Origin of the sequence: Agrobacterium rosae (assembly GCF_002915175.1) — a bacterium.
GTDB lineage: Bacteria > Pseudomonadota > Alphaproteobacteria > Rhizobiales > Rhizobiaceae > Agrobacterium > Agrobacterium rosae.
In genome coordinates, this window is sequence record NZ_NXEJ01000010.1 from 68178 (window position 1) to 82833 (window position 14656).

Sequence of the window (14656 nt, forward strand, 5' to 3'; positions counted from 1 at the left end):
ATACTCGAAATTCGTGTCGATCCTATCATGAACGAGGCAACCTGAAATGCCGGTTTACCTCGATACACGGTTAGCTCCGCCACTTGCGCTGCGAAGTCGTCCAGATTTCCTGTAAGCCTCTTGCTCAAGCTCTCCAAGGTATCGTCGCAAACATAAATCCCTATATCTTGCCCCTCTACCACCCACGATCCCGGTAGCTCAGGTGACAAAGGGGTAATCTGCCACCCACGAGAGTCCGCGTGCAGTTTGGCATCACCGAATGAGCTTCCGAGCGTGAAACCACCCGGAAAGGTTATAGCTTCCGCATCCGCAAGATCGAAATTACAAAGCGCCAGGAGCACCGTGAGTATTCTTAAAAAGTTCCGTTGGAGAACATGGAATTCTGGTTTGGTCATGCAGCCCATATATTCAAATCAATTGGACAGCGTAAACGGTGTTCCGCTGCGGCGCAGTTTATCGTGATTTCGTAGCGTACCGAAATGTCGCCTTTGAATAGCTGTAACGGGTTCATCGGGACTTTCATGATCATTTAATCCAGGCGCTGCTAGATAAACTCCTCGATATTCTTAGATGAAACGGCCTCACATGCAGTTTTTTCATTAGATTCATGATATTTGCTTCAATGATTTTGCTGACTGCTGTTTGGGTTTATGGCCTGAGCGGCATCACAACGAATTCCGATGGGTTAGCATTCAATGTAGTTTTCTACAGTGTTTTGGGGTCAATCGCCTATTTCGTTGTTTTGCTTTTAACGTCGTTTACAGCCAGCGCCATCACTTCAAAAAATAGGTTTCCGTTGACATTCCATACGGTTTTGCTGGCTGATACGGTTTTTTCGTACGCACTTATATTAGGCTCTTCGTGGCTGTTGTCGACGGAGACCGAGATTGCTTCGTCTGCGGGTGGAAACCAAGGAGAACTGGCCGTGAATGGCTTGCGGACAGTTCTCGGATGGAGACAGGCTTCAGGCATCGCAAGAAACGCCATATGCTTCGCAATCGTGCTGCATTTCCTATTTTTCATTCACAACTACATCGCGACCAGAAATCAATCGGCGGCAGAGCAATAGTATAGGTGATCGCGTTGGGACAGATGGCTTAAATAAAGAATTCCATCGAGCCTGTGCCCTAACAACATCTTTGGACAAGCCTGATATGAAGACATTAGCAGATGGCCCTGATTGGTGTCAGCAGGTAAACGTCCAACACTTTGCATTCTTGGAGCGGTATGACCCCCACGATCTCCTACCTAATTATCGCCCTGATGTATGGGGTAGGTTTTTTATTTCCTATGTTGCGCATACATTCGAGGCGCGATTGGTGGATCAGTCTGCTTGCTCACATCGTTTTTGTGTGCGCAATAATAGCGCTCGCGGGCACTGGCGGTTTCTTTGTTTTGATGGCGCTGAGCATCCCGGTCTTTGTCTATGTAATCGGTGCCGTTGCGGGTCACATCACTCGGTCCGTGCTTTTACTCACCAAAAAAAGAGTTTTTTCGCTCGGCGGGCTTGTTGCAGCTTGTCTCGGGCTCGCAATTCCACCGGCGGCGCTGGCAGCCCACTGGTCTTACAAAAACTGGCAAGCAGAGAAAGCGTATGCCCGATTGCCGGACGCGGCAACTTTGCCTGACATCGCCGCCTGCAGCGGCTTCCGGAATATCGGGAAGCTCTTGGATAGAACTTTGATTTTACCCCACCAAGGGGAGCAATCAGGTATACCGAGCCGCTCGGTTTCCATCCGTTATCCTATCCAATTTGAATCGTTCCCGTCAAAACATCCAAAGCCGGGTGTGAAGGTCGAGGTAGCTCGGTTTCAGATGCACAGCGATGACGCTACGCCAGTCACAGAACAAGATAAGCGCGATTCCCAAGGCAAAGTGATACCTCTCATGGAGCGCCGACCTTTGACCACCTTCAATTTCTCCACTGGATGGCCCACCGCCCGCACGGCCAACAGGTTGCTAAACTCTTTGCAAGGTAATTTTTCCAGCCTGAATGCCCCGCCTGATTTAGAGCTTGTGCCATCGACGGTTCCGGGACTTCAGAGGTTTATTAACCAGAACCGAATGGACCGTTCCCTTTGGTCGACATCGTACATCGCAATGAACAACGGTGAAATTACCGAACTCATCCAGTGCGCGAGCAAGGACCGTTATCCCAATCCCGGCTGCAGTTTCCGGTTTGACGTCGCGACGGTATCTATTGAGGGCACTTTCAGACCCGCCAATATCGCGAACTGGCCCAAAACGCGGTCCCAGCTAGAAGCTTTCGCAGAATGCAGTATTGCGGCAGCCCAACCTCAATAGACAGCCATCCATTGTTTGGCACACGGTTGCCGGTGAACGACGCAACCAGCTTTTCTGCGTTCTTCATCAGTTACTTTTGGATACTGTTACACGAGACGAGCATTTTTTCATTTGTGATGAAATGGGTGCCGTCACCGCGCCGCGAGATGGTCTGCAACCAAAAACTATGCGTGTCGGAAATCAAGTCGTTCCGAATTAGGATGGCCGGTGCGGGTTCAACAGAGGTGTAGGTTTGCGCAAATTGCGTGGCGGCATCCAAGTCGGGAAGTTCCAATGCGACCTGCGCATCGCCATCATCACCCAACAGGTGATACCTGTTCGCTTCGTCCGATATCTGAGAAAGGCTAAACTCTATCCGTCGACCTGAAGAGTCTACACATATGTCGGCTGAGGTGCATGTGGACCAGACAGAGCATGTCCATGGTGGTTGACCGCTGCGTAACAGCGATTGCCGCCGATGCAGGCACAACGAACATGAGCGAAACAATAAATCGCAAGGGTGCATCCATTATTCAAATTGGCGAACATGACGGGTTTTAGGACGGTTCCGCTTACCGTCAAGAAGACACTCGTTTTAATGCGTAAACCACGGCCGCGTCGAAATCTTTTTCTGACTTAAAACTACGTCTCGGAAAGATGAGCGCTTCTCGTTCTGAAATCGCAGCGATTATGTGGTCTTTCTCCCGCAGCACTCGTTTTACGGTGTTCCATGGAATTACAGAACTGGCCACAGCGGACCGGCTTTGAATGCCTGTCTCGTCCATCGTCATACTGATGGTCGAACCGGCAGAGGCCAACTTCCTATAGTGAAGATACGAGACTCCCCAGACGATCCATTGATTGGCAATCGTAACCGCACACACAAAGATCAAAAGAACTGCAAAAGCGGATACTGAAATACTATCGGCGGCGACCCTGCGCATCATTTCTAGTGGGTCGTAAATTTTCATGAAGAAGACCATCAAACACCAAACTGAGGCCATTAGGAGCGCGAATGTGTAGATATTTCTGCCGAACGACCGTCTCGTAATAGCCGACGTCATCGCGGCATAATCGCGTGGGGTGAGGATGTATGTGATTTCAAATCTCTCATCGTTCATTGTGATGACCCCAATTCTTCGTAATCGTTCCTCAAGGTATAGGTTTCGCCTGTTTCGATCAGCCCGATTTTTCACAACAAGCGAACGTGGCACATCGGCGTGGCGGCAAGAAATGGCGCGAAGCAGTTTGGGCATTGATAGCGGAGACCACTCATATATCGCGGTTAGTTCGGGATTTCCATTCGGTGGCAAGGACGGCGTAGATGTACTCATCTCCCCAAACATCTTTGAAGCGGTCGTTCTGGATCAAATGCGCTTCGCGGCGCAATCCTAGTCGCTCCACCACACCGACCGAACCTCCATTCGCTGCATCCAATCGTGCGAATATTCGATGAAATCCAAACGAGGAGAAGCCTATGTTGATCATCGCGGCAACCGCTTCCGTCGCATATCCATTTCCGGCAAAGGCTGGATTGAAAATGTATCCAACCTCTCTGACCTTGCCCCCAAGTTTTATCCAGTTTTGAGTTCGCTCCAGCGGTTTTGGGTTGCTGCATTCTGGGCGGTAGCGGCGGGTTGCGGTGCGGAGCCACTTCGGCTGCGCATCACCGCATCACGTCGCGGGTTGATGGTTTGAGCGAACTCTGCAGGTGTCATCCAGCCGAGCCCAGAGTGTGGTCGATGTTCGTTGTAATCTCCTCGCCAGGCTGAAAGTGAAGATCGAGCATGGGTCAGTGACGAGAAGAGGGTCTCATTCAGTAACTCGTCTCGTAGCCGTCCATTGAAGCTTTCGATAAAGGCGTTCTGGATCGGTTTGCCAGGCGCTATATAGTGCCATTCCACTTTCGTCCGATCCGCCCATTGCAGGATTGCATTACTGGTGAACTCACTGCCGTTGTCACTGACAATCATCCTCGGCTTGCCACGTCTCTCGATGATCCGGTCCAACTCATGGGCAACCCGCAAGCCGGAAAGGGACGTATCGGCGACGAGAGCCAGGCATTCTCTTGTGCAATCATCGACGATCGTAAGCACCCGGAACCTGCGGCCATCGGTGAGCTGATCTGACACGAAGTCCAGCGACCAGCGATCATTGGCAGCCGTCGGGATCAACATCGGCGCTCGGGTGCCTATCGCCCGCTTACGCCCGCCACGCTTGCTTACCGTCAGCTTCTCTTCCCGATAGAGCCGGAAGAGTTTCTTGTGGTTCACAAGATGGCCCTCGCGTCTAAGCAGCACATGAAGGCGTCGATATCCAAAACGGCGGCGTTCATGCGCCAGCGCCTTCATTCGCTCGCGAATGTCGTGATCATCGCTGCGCCTGGTTTCGTAACGGATCGTCATCCGGCAAAAGCCGATGGCTTTACACGCCCGCCGTTCGCTCATCTGGTGATGATCCATCAGATGAGCGACAGCTCGCCGCTTTGCCGCGGGCGTCACCACTTCTTTCCCAAAAGGTCTTTCAAAGCTGCATTGTCGAGCATGGCATCCGCAAGAAGCCGCTTCAGCTTCGCGTTCTCGTCCTCCAGCGTCCTCAGCCGCTTGGCTTCGGATACGTCCATGCCGCCGAACTTGGCCTTCCACTTGTAGATGCTCGCATCACTGACACCGTGCTTGCGGCAAAGCTCCGAGACCGGCGTGCCCGCCTCGTGCTCCTTCAGAATGCCGATGATCTGTTCGTCTGTAAAACGGTTGCGCTTCATTCCCTGGTCCTCTCAATGGGCCAGAGCTTACTTCAAAATGGATTATTTCAACGGGGCAAGGTCACACAGCACCGTTCGAACGCCTACGCGTCCTCCGTGACAAGTCCTCCGACACCGAGAAGTCGCTCAACCGTGTCATGGTCGCCAACAAGGGCACGCGGCGTTCCGCTCCACGCCAGCCTACCGCGTTCGAGAATGATGACCTGCTCAGCGAAGTCAAGGGCGCTTTGAATGCGCTGCTCGACCAGAAGGATTGTCATGTCACCTGTTTTCGCCAGATCGGCGAACGCAAGCATCAGTTCCTCGCAGATCACCGGAGCCAGTCCTTCCAGTGGTTCGTCCAGCAACAAAACTGATGGACGGCCAAGGATGGAGCGGGCGGTAGAAAGCATCTGTTGTTCGCCACCAGACAGTTGGGTACCGAGGTTTCGACGCCGTTCTTTAAGACGCGGAAACATCTGGTAGGCTTCGTCTAGCGCCGATTTTGGTCGCCCCTTCAAGCCAACAAACAGATTTTCCTCCACGGTCAGCGTCGGAAACACGCAGCGCGCCTGCGGCACATAGCCAAGCCCCGCATGCGCTCGCGATGCGCTCGGCGAGGTCATGATATCAGTGCCGCCAAGTCGTATCTGTCCTTCGTAGCGCGTAGTTTGGCCCGCGAGCGTGGCCAACAAGGTCGTCTTGCCCATGCCGTTTCGACCCAGCACGGCTAAGCGCTGACCAGAGGGCACCGAAAAGGAAACATCTTCCAACACCCTGGTCTGGCCGTATCCGGCGGAGAGCTTTTCGACCTCAAGCGACTTGGCTGGCATCGGCGTAACTCCCTAGGTAAGCTTCCCGCACGCGGGCATCCTTGGTGACATCGTTGGGGAGCCCGTCGAAAATAACGGCTCCCCCCGCCAGAACGATCACGCGTTTTGCAAAACGGAAAACCAGATCCATGTCATGCTCAATCATGAGCACCGCAAGATCAGCGGGCAGGTTTGCAAGGGCGCTTTCGATAAGGCCGGTATCGCTTTGCGGCACGCCCGCCGCTGGCTCATCCAGAAGCAACACCTTCGGCTTCAGAGCCAGGGCCATTGCTAGCTCCAGCAGGCGCTGCTGGCCGTAGGCAATCTCACTGACCCTGCGGTGCGCAAGGTCGGCCAGACCCAGCTTTCCAAGCAGCGCCGCAACTTCGGCCATAACGTCAGGCATCGTCAAAAAATTCCCGAACAGGCTAGTGGCGCGGCCATCACGTTGCAGGACCGCAAGCGCCACATGTTCGGCAGGCGTCATATCCTGAAAAAGCCGTGTGACCTGAAAGGAGCGCACGAGACCCCGCCTGACGCGACCCGTCGCGCCAATTTTCGTGACGGTCTCACCGTTAAGGCGCACGTCTCCGGAATCAGGCCGCAGATTGCCGGTTACGAGGTTAACGAGCGTGGTTTTGCCCGCGCCGTTCGGCCCAATCAGCGCGACACGGTCGCCCGGCATCATAGATAGCGAGACGTTGTCGGTGACGGTCAGCCCACCAAAGGCCTTATTCAGTTTGTTGACTTCAAAAACCGCGCTCATGGCTTTGCCTCCCTGCGCCGTGAGACATAATCGGCGGCCGTTCCGTAAAGCCCCTTCGGCGCGAACAGAACAACGGCGATCAGCAACGCGCCGACCATCGTCAGCCAATGGAAAGGGTTGGCAGCTGAGACGTAATCCTCGAACAACATGAAGATGAGCGTTCCGGCCAAGGCACCGAACAGGGAACCGGTACCGCCAAGCACCAGCATGACGAGCGCCTCCGCAGACTGGGTAAAGGATAGCGTATCGAGTGCAACGACCTGCGTCGAGATGGCGTTCAACGCGCCACCCAGGCCGGCGACTGCGCCTGATATGACGTACATCCTGATCAACACAGAGCTCGGGGATGCGCCCATCGCTCGAATTCGCAATGTATCCTGGCGAACACCGCGGCTGAGCATGCCGAAAGGCGAGCGAACGAGTATCCTCAGAAACGCAAACACGATCAGCAGAAGAACGACGCCGAAAACATAGGCCGTCTGACCGTAAAGGTCGAACTCGAACATGCCGAAAACGGGATCCGGCGCGATGCCCGCAAGTCCGTCACTGCCGCCGGTCCAGGATGACATCTTGTTGGCAAGTTCATGAAACAGGTGGATGAGCGCAATTGACAGGACGAGCTGCGGCAAGCCATGGGCGCGCAGCATGACCGCGCCGCAAAGCAGGCCGGAAATCGCACCGCCGACGAGACCTGCCAATGTCATAAGCAACGGGTCGTTTATGCCGAAATGGGCCGAAAGAATACCGGCGGCATAAGCGCCAGATCCAAACAGCGCGGCATGGCCAAGTGTCGCGACGCCGCAATATCCGGTGACGAGATCGAGTGCCAGCACGAGAAGGGCGATCGCAAGGATGCGCGTCAGCAGAGCCAGATTGTCCGGGAACAGCATATAGCCGACCACGGCCGCAATCACGATCACGCTGATGCCGATGAGGTCGCGAACCAAAGAGCTGCGCGTTTTCGCGCCGAGGGCGATATTGTTGTTTAGGTTGGAGATCATTTCTACTTTCTCCGCCTTCATTTCGCCCTCCCCGCAAGGCCGCGCGGGAACACGCAAATGATCGCGATCACCGCGAGGTAGAAAAAGAACTCACCAAATTCCGGCATCAGGTAGCGTCCGGTCGTATCGATTGCACCCAGCAGCAAGCACGCCGCGAGAGCGCCCGGAATGGATCCTGCGCCGCCGACGGAGACGACAACGAGAAACGTCACCATGTATCGAAGTGCGTAATAGGGCTCGACCGGTAGAAGCTCTGCGCCGACGACACCGCCGAATGCTGCAAGACCGACCGCAATGGCGAAACTGATGGCATAAATAACCTCGGTGCGGACGCCAAGTGCCGCGGCCATGGCGGCATCATCCACAGAAGCCCGCACCTTGACGCCAAAGCTGGTCCTTTCGATTGCAAACCACAAACCAAGCGCCACGACGAGGCCGCAGACGATGGCAAAGAGGCGGTGGACCGAAATACTGCGGAAGCCAAGGTCGGCAACGCCCTGCAATGGGCCTGCGAGCGGGATCGTTTTCAGCGTCGGTCCCATCACGTAGTTGGCGATGCCGATGACACAGAAGGTGATACCGATCGTCATCAAAACCTGCGTCAGCTCGGGGGCACCGTAGATGCGTCTATAGAGGAACCGCTCGATCGGGATGGCGATGATAATGGTCAGCACGACAGCCGCTAACACCGCAACGGAGTAACCGAGGCCAAGGTCGCGGGCCACGTAGGATGCGATGTAGCCGCCGATCATAGCGAAAGCGCCATGGGCCAGATTGACGACGCGCATCAAACCCATCGTCACCGAAAGGCCGATGGAAATCACGAAGAGCACCATGCCATAGGCAAGGGCATCGATGGCTATGCTGAAGACTGTCTGCATGGAATATCCTGCTCAAATCGGTGGGTCATGGACCCACCGATGTTTCGAGGTTCTTCTTGAGGCTTATTTCGCAGCCGCAAGGCCTGGATCGCCCTGATTTTCGAAGGTGCGGATTTCCTTGTTGATATAGGTGCCATCATCAGCCTTCACGACTTCGCGAAGATAGATGTTCTGCGTGATGTGCCGGCTTTCAGGATCGATGGATACGGGCCCGCGCGGGCTGGTCCACGACAGGCCCTTGACGGCATCGACAGCCTTTTCCGCGTCCTGCTTGCCGCCGGTCGCCTCGATCATTTTGTAGATGACATGCATGCCGTCGAACGCCCCGACCGCCGGGAAGGAAAGCTCTGCCTTGTTGCCGACTGCCTTGGTGGCCGCTTCCACGAACGCCTTGTTTTCCGGCGAATCGTGCGAAACCGCATAATGGAACGTGGTCTGGATACCGAGCGCCGCATCGCCAAGTGCTGGAAGATCGGATTCCTGCGTTAGGTCGCCGGGCGCGAAGAACTTCACGCCAGCTGCTTTCAGGCCGTTGTCATTATAGGCCTTGACGAAGCCGAGGGTTGTCGGGCCGGACGGGAGGAAGGCAAAGACGCCATCCGCGCCAGAATCTTTGATGCGCTGCATGATGGGGCTGAAATCATTGGTGGTCAGCGGCATGCGGATCGACTGCACCACCTCGCCTCCTGCCTTCACGAAGGCCGCCTTGAAGGCATTTTCGGCATCGACGCCCGGACCGTAGTCGCTGACCACCGAGATCATCTTCTTGACGCCAGCCTCAAAGGCCACTGTCGCAATCGGGGTAGAGGTTTGCCAGGTAGTGAACGACGTGCGCACGACCAACGGGCTGGTCTTCATGATCGCAGAGGTCGCAGCATTCATGATGACCATAGGCACCTTTGCCTGTTTCAGGATCGGCGTCACGGCCATGGCATCTGGGGTGAAATAGAATCCGGCCAGATACTGCACCTTTTCCTTGACGACCAGTTCCTGTCCGAGCGCCTTGGACTGGGCGGGATCGGCCTGCGGGACATCGCGATAGATGATCTCTACCGTGTCATCACCGATCTTGTTGCCATGAATCGCCATATAGGCATCGATGCCAGCCTTGAAGTTTTTGCCCTGCAATGCAAACGGACCCGAAAACGGCCCCACGACACCTACCTTGATGACGTCGGCATAAGCCGTGCTGCTCAGTGCGAGCGCCGCCATGGCGGCAAGAATGATTTTCCTCATGCTTTAGTCCTCCCTTTTTGGTGCGCACCTCCCAGGTTTTGCACCGTTTCAACCTATGTCCTTAAACGCATGTCGCGAGATACGCACCCTTTTGGCATTTCATCAGTAGGGCAGACCCACATAATTTTCCGCGAGCGCCGTCGAGGCCGCTGGCGAATGGGTGAGATAATCGAGTTCAGCTTCCTGAATTTTCTGGCCGAAGTCTCCGGTGTCGGGAAAACGATGCATGATGTTGGTCATCCACCAGGAAAAACGTACTGCCTTCCAGACGCGGGCAAGGGCTTTTTCCGAATAAGTATCTAGACCGGCGTCCGAATGATCCTTGTAATGCTCCCGCATCCCGCTGAAGAGATAGTGCACGTCGCTGGCCGCAAGGTTCAGGCCCTTCGCGCCTGTGGGCGGCACGATATGGGCCGCATCTCCCACGAGAAACAGCCTGCCGAACCGCATCGGGTCGGCAACAAAGGAACGCAGCGGCGCAATCGATTTTTCGAAGGATGGGGCGGTTAGCAGAGCTTGCGCATGGTGGGCCGGAAGGCGGCGCCGCAACTCATCCCAGAACCGGTCGTCGTTCCATTCCTCCAGTTTTTCATCCAGCGAACATTGAAGATAATAGCGGCTGCGTGTTTCCGAGCGCATGGAGCAGAGCGCAAAGCCGCGTGGATGGTTCGCATAGACCAGTTCATGGCTCACGGGCGCGACATCGGCGAGAATACCCAGCCAGCCGAAGGGATAAATCTTTTCGAATATTTTGATCGCACCCGGTGGCACTGCCTTTCGGCTGGCACCGTGGAAACCGTCGCAGCCTGCAATGAAGTCGCAATCGAGCCGGTGTGTCGTGCCGTCTTTTTCATAGGTTACAAACGGCGAACCGATATCGAAATCTTGCAGCTGGACGTTGGACGCTTCGTAGATCGTCATAGCCCCGCTGGCTTCGCGACATTCCATCAGGTCACGGGTAACCTCGGTTTGGCCATAGACCATGACGCGCTTACCACCGGTCAGTCCGGAGAGGTCGATTCGATGATCGCGGCCGTCGAATGCCAGTGAAAACCCACCATGTGGAAGCCCCTCCGCATGCATGCGCGCACCAGCTTCCGCCTTGTCGAGAAGCTCGACAGTGCCCTCTTCCAGCACGCCAGCGCGCACGCGGCCGAGAATATACTCTTTCGAGACGCGATCGACGATGACGTTATCGATTCCAGCATTTGTCAAAAGCTGACCGAGCAGCAGACCGGATGGTCCGGAGCCTATGATGGCAACTTGTGTTCTCAATGCTTTCCTCCCGATCGCAGTTGATGTTGCAAGTGTGATGAGCTTCAGGCTTGTCCGCAATGGACATTTCAGCCGGATGCTTGCACTATCTGAACATTCGCGCTGGAGAAAACATCGTAATGCAGTCCGTTCCAACTTATATGCTCTACGGCGAGAATGCGCGCAAAGAGCCTGATTTCTGGGTGCATTGCGAGACGATTCAGTCGCGGAGCAGCCGTCATGGATGGGAAATCCGGCTTCACCGGCATGAATCTTTCTTTCAGATATTGTACCTCGAGAGCGGATCTGGCGATGCTATGTTTGGCGACGGAATTGTACCGATTCTCCCGCCTGCCGTCGTCAGCGTGCCCGTCGGATTTAATCACGGTTTTCGCTTCTCGCGCGATGTGAGGGGCCTCGTGCTCACGGTCCTCAATACACATCTCGGCCACGGGCCTGGCGAACGCAGCGGACTGCTCCTAGTACCGCTAGTCACGCGCCTCGACATTGGCCAGGCGGATGGGGCCTATGTGGCACAAACGCTGACGCGGCTTGCGGACGAATTCGACAATCGTCGCCTCGGGCGCGGCAATCTTCTGGCCGCCTATATCTCGTCAACCTTGCAGCTTTTGACACGGATATCCTCCGCGCAGACTGCAGAACAACCATTCCGCTCAGACAAGGCGAGCCGTATCGAGGCGCTCCGAGCTTTGATCCAGCAGCATTTCCGCGCCCATAAGCCGGTCGCCTTCTATGCGCGGTCGCTCGACGTGTCGCTGACCCATCTCAATCGCATCGTCCGCTCGGCATTGGGTTGCACGGCGCATGATTTGATTGCGGAAAAACTGATGGAGGAATCCAAGGCCCAGCTATTGTTTTCAGTAGCTCCCGTGAGCGAAATTGCGGCCCATTTGGGCTTTGCGGATCCCGCCTATTTTTCCCGATTTTTCCTCAGCCGGGCTGGTGAACCTCCCCGTGTCTGGAGGCTGAGGGAACAGGCCAGGCTTGAAAATAGCTAAGGTCTATCCCATCATTTCGCCGTTCCGCACTGAAGACGCCTCACTATGACACCGGGGTACAACTGCAAACATGGCTGACTGGAACTGCGGCGCGAGGCCTCGAGAGCGGGAGCGGCTGGTAGACGCCACGGCTTGTGGCCGATTTCATAAAACGTAATCCCGCTTTGAAGCGACTATTGACTCACCCTCAAACAAGAACACAATAAGAACATAGCTGACGCGGACGGGCGTGCATTCGAGAAACACATTTGCGGCATTGGACTCTGAAATATGGAGATAGAGAACGTGCGACCAGAAGTTAGACCAGCAGCCACTGAGTTTGCCGATTACATTGTGCAATGTCACGATGGAATGCCATGGCTGCGATTGCGGCAATGCAGGAAGAGATCGTGCACCTGCAACATCAACTGAGCTTAGCCGTCACGGCCATGGCCCGAGGATATACGAGGGGGTGGGTTCCGAGTCAGGAGCGCGAAGCGGTCTGAAGGCGCGGCGACGATTACACATCCAGTGCGTTGAACTAAAGGAGTTACACTTATTTCGAGAACCAAGGATTTGCACATGACCGATCTAGAGCCAAACAAAGCCGGGCGTACCTCAGTCAAAGCTGACTTCGACATCATTAAATTGGCTGCTACCAATCTTGAGGAGAAGCGGATTAGCGTTAACAGAGACAAAACCGAAAAACTCAAAGTGGCATGATTGCAGAGGATCGAAAGCGAGTAGCTTTTGTGATGCGATTGGCGTGCTGAGAGCATTATCCACCTAAGGAATTGAGACATGGCTAAAATCAAATTGATCGTTCTCGCTGCATACAAAAGGGACGACGAAGGCAACATGGTTGAGGCTATGGAGGCAAAACAGATGCCGACTGAAGATCGCGCCATACGCGAAGGAAAATCACTCGCCAGCCAATATGACGGCGTTGTGGCATGGTCGCGTGATGCAGATCCAGACATCGGAGAGTACGGCCCTCCGACGATCATCTTTAAGCACGGTGAAACCCCGGACATGGGGTAACGGCGTAAGCCCACGGCGAAGGCCGTTTCGCGACGACGCGAATTTCAAGCAACATTTCCATAATGCGCGAAATCAAATTTGTGAACTTTTTTTGGGTAAGTCTGTAGAAAGCAACTAAGTTTCGGGCAATGGTAGTTGGTGTGGCTCTAATACTACAGCATTTTGTGATTAATTAAGTATTCTCCAAAAATCTTATATTGGGAGAAAATCATGAAAAATATCATAGTAACCCTCTCTTTCGTTCTCGCCGCTTCGACAGCAATGGCAGCTGACGCCGTGAATGAAGTCCCCACAGCCCCTGCAGCAGTAGAAACTCCGCTTTTTTCTTGGACCGGTTTTAATGTCGGTATTCAGGGCGGCTATGCTTGGAACAACCAGGATGCCAATATCTCCGGTGGATTTGGTGACATTTCCGCGGACTTTGATGGTGCTCTTGCGGGCGGTTTCGTTGGCTATAACTACCAGTTTTCCAACAATTGGGTCGTCGGCGTCGAAGGCGATTTCGAAGCAAACTGGGGCGATGACAGCCAAAGTTTCCTTGGCTTTACCACGATTAATTATGGTCTTGATTGGCAAGGCTCTGTCCGTGGCCGTGTAGGCTACGCATTTGATCGTGCACTCGTTTATGGAACAGCTGGCTGGGCCGTTGGCCGTGGTTATGCCGAAGTAGTTGGCCTGCCTGAAGAAAAAGAAAACTTCAACGGCTACACAGTCGGCGTTGGCGTGGACTACGCCTTTACGGACATGATGTTTGGCCGCATCGAATATCGTTATACCGATTTCGGCGATAAGGACTTCAACTTTGCTGGAGGCGGCACGATCAACTCCGACCTCGACCAACACGCAATTCGGGTCGGTCTCGGCGTGAAGTTTTAATTCCCCATGTTTCTGCATGTAAAGGATGAGCCCGGCAGCGATGTCGGGCTTGTTTTTTTAAAAGGTTACGACCTAATACGCCGCCGTCATGACTTGAAGACGGGCGCTGGCGCTCCAACAACCTTTCTCTCATATCAAGCATAGCGTCTCGGGGAGGGTATGTAGCCGCTGCATTGGCCTTTATCTCATCAATCTGCTTTTGAAGCTGGACATCCGTCTCGTCTTGAGATTGCCAGACCCTTTCCAGTTCAGCACGCGGAACTTGTATATTGCGAACTTCCTTCCTCCAGCGAGATGGCAAAGTTTCTCTAGCCATGTTGGCAGCTCCCTGTTTATAGACCTCATGCAGGCGCACGAATGCTCTCTCCTGTGTGGCGATTTTGGTGACTGGCATTGTTTTTCCTTTTGCGCGACCGACCCGCGGAATGGAACTTGGTCCACCAGCGAGCGTTTGGTTTGATAAATTGGAGATTGGGCCATGAAGTTTTCCCTTATAACAATTTGCCTCGCATCGATGGGCCTGCTTAGCAGCTGCGTCGACGGCCACGGCTATCGTGGCGGTCCGTCGGCCCCACTCGGCCAGTCATGTGGCAACGGCCAAGATGATGTGTCTCACCCCTACGCAGGTCGTTGCGACTGGCGGCGCGAGAACGGTAGAGACTGGGCGAACAGCGGATCCAGAGACAGTGACTCCGTCTACGTAAGAGGAAGATAGCGCCCGGCCTGTGGTGGGCTAGCTGACTTAGTTAAGGCAAGACAATGCCG

15 protein-coding genes and 1 pseudogene are annotated in these 14656 nt (G+C 54.6%); 6 read left to right on the top strand and 10 right to left on the bottom strand.

Annotated elements, in window-relative coordinates; genetic code table 11:
• The first annotated feature begins 622 nt into the window (after positions 1–622).
• Together CPJ18_RS21735 and CPJ18_RS21740 are read left to right on the top strand one after the other, a co-directional pair.
• Positions 623–1069: a hypothetical protein gene (locus CPJ18_RS21735; RefSeq protein ID WP_103659995.1), complete on the top strand. Its 447-nt coding sequence runs from the start codon at positions 623–625 to the stop codon at positions 1067–1069.
• Between the two features lie 158 nt (positions 1070–1227).
• Positions 1228–2304, top strand: coding sequence for a hypothetical protein (locus CPJ18_RS21740; RefSeq protein WP_103659996.1), 1077 nt, complete (start codon positions 1228–1230; stop codon positions 2302–2304).
• A 70-nt stretch (positions 2305–2374) separates the two neighbouring features.
• Here the strand turns inward: CPJ18_RS21740 and CPJ18_RS21745 are convergent, their stop codons facing one another.
• The 10 genes and pseudogenes from CPJ18_RS21745 to pobA all read right to left on the bottom strand — a co-directional run bounded on the left by CPJ18_RS21745 (position 2375) and on the right by pobA (position 10997).
• Positions 2375–2608, bottom strand: coding sequence for a hypothetical protein (locus CPJ18_RS21745; RefSeq protein ID WP_103659997.1), 234 nt, complete (start codon positions 2606–2608; stop codon positions 2375–2377).
• Positions 2609–2861: 253 nt separating this feature from the next.
• Positions 2862–3404 (bottom strand): YcxB family protein, encoded by a 543-nt coding sequence (locus CPJ18_RS21750; protein WP_167397956.1) that lies wholly within the window; start codon positions 3402–3404, stop codon positions 2862–2864.
• A gap of 151 nt (positions 3405–3555) precedes the next feature.
• Positions 3556–3837, bottom strand: a pseudogene (locus CPJ18_RS21755) (GNAT family N-acetyltransferase); the annotation flags it as partial.
• Positions 3838–3857: 20 nt separating this feature from the next.
• Positions 3858–5047 (bottom strand): IS3 family transposase gene (locus tag CPJ18_RS21760; RefSeq protein WP_103659999.1). Its coding sequence is split into 2 segments (ribosomal slippage): positions 3858–4798 and positions 4798–5047, totalling 1191 coding nucleotides; the frame shifts between segments, so codons are not numbered across the junction.
• An 83-nt stretch (positions 5048–5130) separates the two neighbouring features.
• On the bottom strand, positions 5131–5859 hold the full coding sequence (locus tag CPJ18_RS21765) for an ABC transporter ATP-binding protein (RefSeq protein WP_103660000.1): 729 nt from the start codon (positions 5857–5859) through the stop codon (positions 5131–5133).
• Positions 5840–6604 carry an ABC transporter ATP-binding protein gene (locus CPJ18_RS21770; protein WP_103660001.1) on the bottom strand — a complete coding sequence of 255 codons (765 nt, stop codon included), beginning with the start codon at positions 6602–6604 and terminating at the stop codon, positions 5840–5842. The genes CPJ18_RS21765 and CPJ18_RS21770 overlap by 20 nt, the downstream gene beginning before the upstream one ends.
• Complete coding sequence (locus CPJ18_RS21775; RefSeq protein WP_103660036.1) at positions 6601–7605, bottom strand: branched-chain amino acid ABC transporter permease; 1005 nt, start codon at positions 7603–7605, stop codon at positions 6601–6603. Before CPJ18_RS21775 ends, CPJ18_RS21770 begins: the two co-directional genes overlap by 4 nt.
• A 17-nt stretch (positions 7606–7622) precedes the next feature.
• Positions 7623–8486 carry a branched-chain amino acid ABC transporter permease gene (locus CPJ18_RS21780; protein WP_077122342.1) on the bottom strand — a complete coding sequence of 288 codons (864 nt, stop codon included), beginning with the start codon at positions 8484–8486 and terminating at the stop codon, positions 7623–7625.
• A gap of 63 nt (positions 8487–8549) precedes the next feature.
• Positions 8550–9722, bottom strand: a complete 1173-nt coding sequence (locus CPJ18_RS21785) for an ABC transporter substrate-binding protein (RefSeq protein ID WP_103660002.1) — start codon at positions 9720–9722, stop codon at positions 8550–8552.
• Positions 9723–9824: 102 nt separating this feature from the next.
• Complete coding sequence (gene pobA / locus CPJ18_RS21790; protein ID WP_103660037.1) at positions 9825–10997, bottom strand: 4-hydroxybenzoate 3-monooxygenase; 1173 nt, start codon at positions 10995–10997, stop codon at positions 9825–9827.
• Between the two features lie 119 nt (positions 10998–11116).
• Between pobA and CPJ18_RS21795 the strand changes: the two genes are divergently transcribed.
• From CPJ18_RS21795 to CPJ18_RS21810, 4 genes are all read left to right on the top strand, one after another.
• Positions 11117–11995 carry a helix-turn-helix domain-containing protein gene (locus tag CPJ18_RS21795; RefSeq protein WP_425353161.1) on the top strand — a complete coding sequence of 293 codons (879 nt, stop codon included), beginning with the start codon at positions 11117–11119 and terminating at the stop codon, positions 11993–11995.
• A gap of 561 nt (positions 11996–12556) precedes the next feature.
• A complete protein-coding gene (locus CPJ18_RS26885) occupies positions 12557–12697 on the top strand; it encodes a hypothetical protein (RefSeq protein ID WP_167397957.1) in 141 nt (46 codons plus the stop codon).
• 78 nt (positions 12698–12775) lie between these two features.
• A complete protein-coding gene (locus CPJ18_RS21805) occupies positions 12776–13015 on the top strand; it encodes a hypothetical protein (RefSeq protein ID WP_103660004.1) in 240 nt (79 codons plus the stop codon).
• A 210-nt stretch (positions 13016–13225) separates the two neighbouring features.
• Positions 13226–13891, top strand: coding sequence for an outer membrane protein (locus CPJ18_RS21810; RefSeq protein ID WP_103660005.1), 666 nt, complete (start codon positions 13226–13228; stop codon positions 13889–13891).
• Positions 13892–14656: the final 765 nt, after the last annotated feature.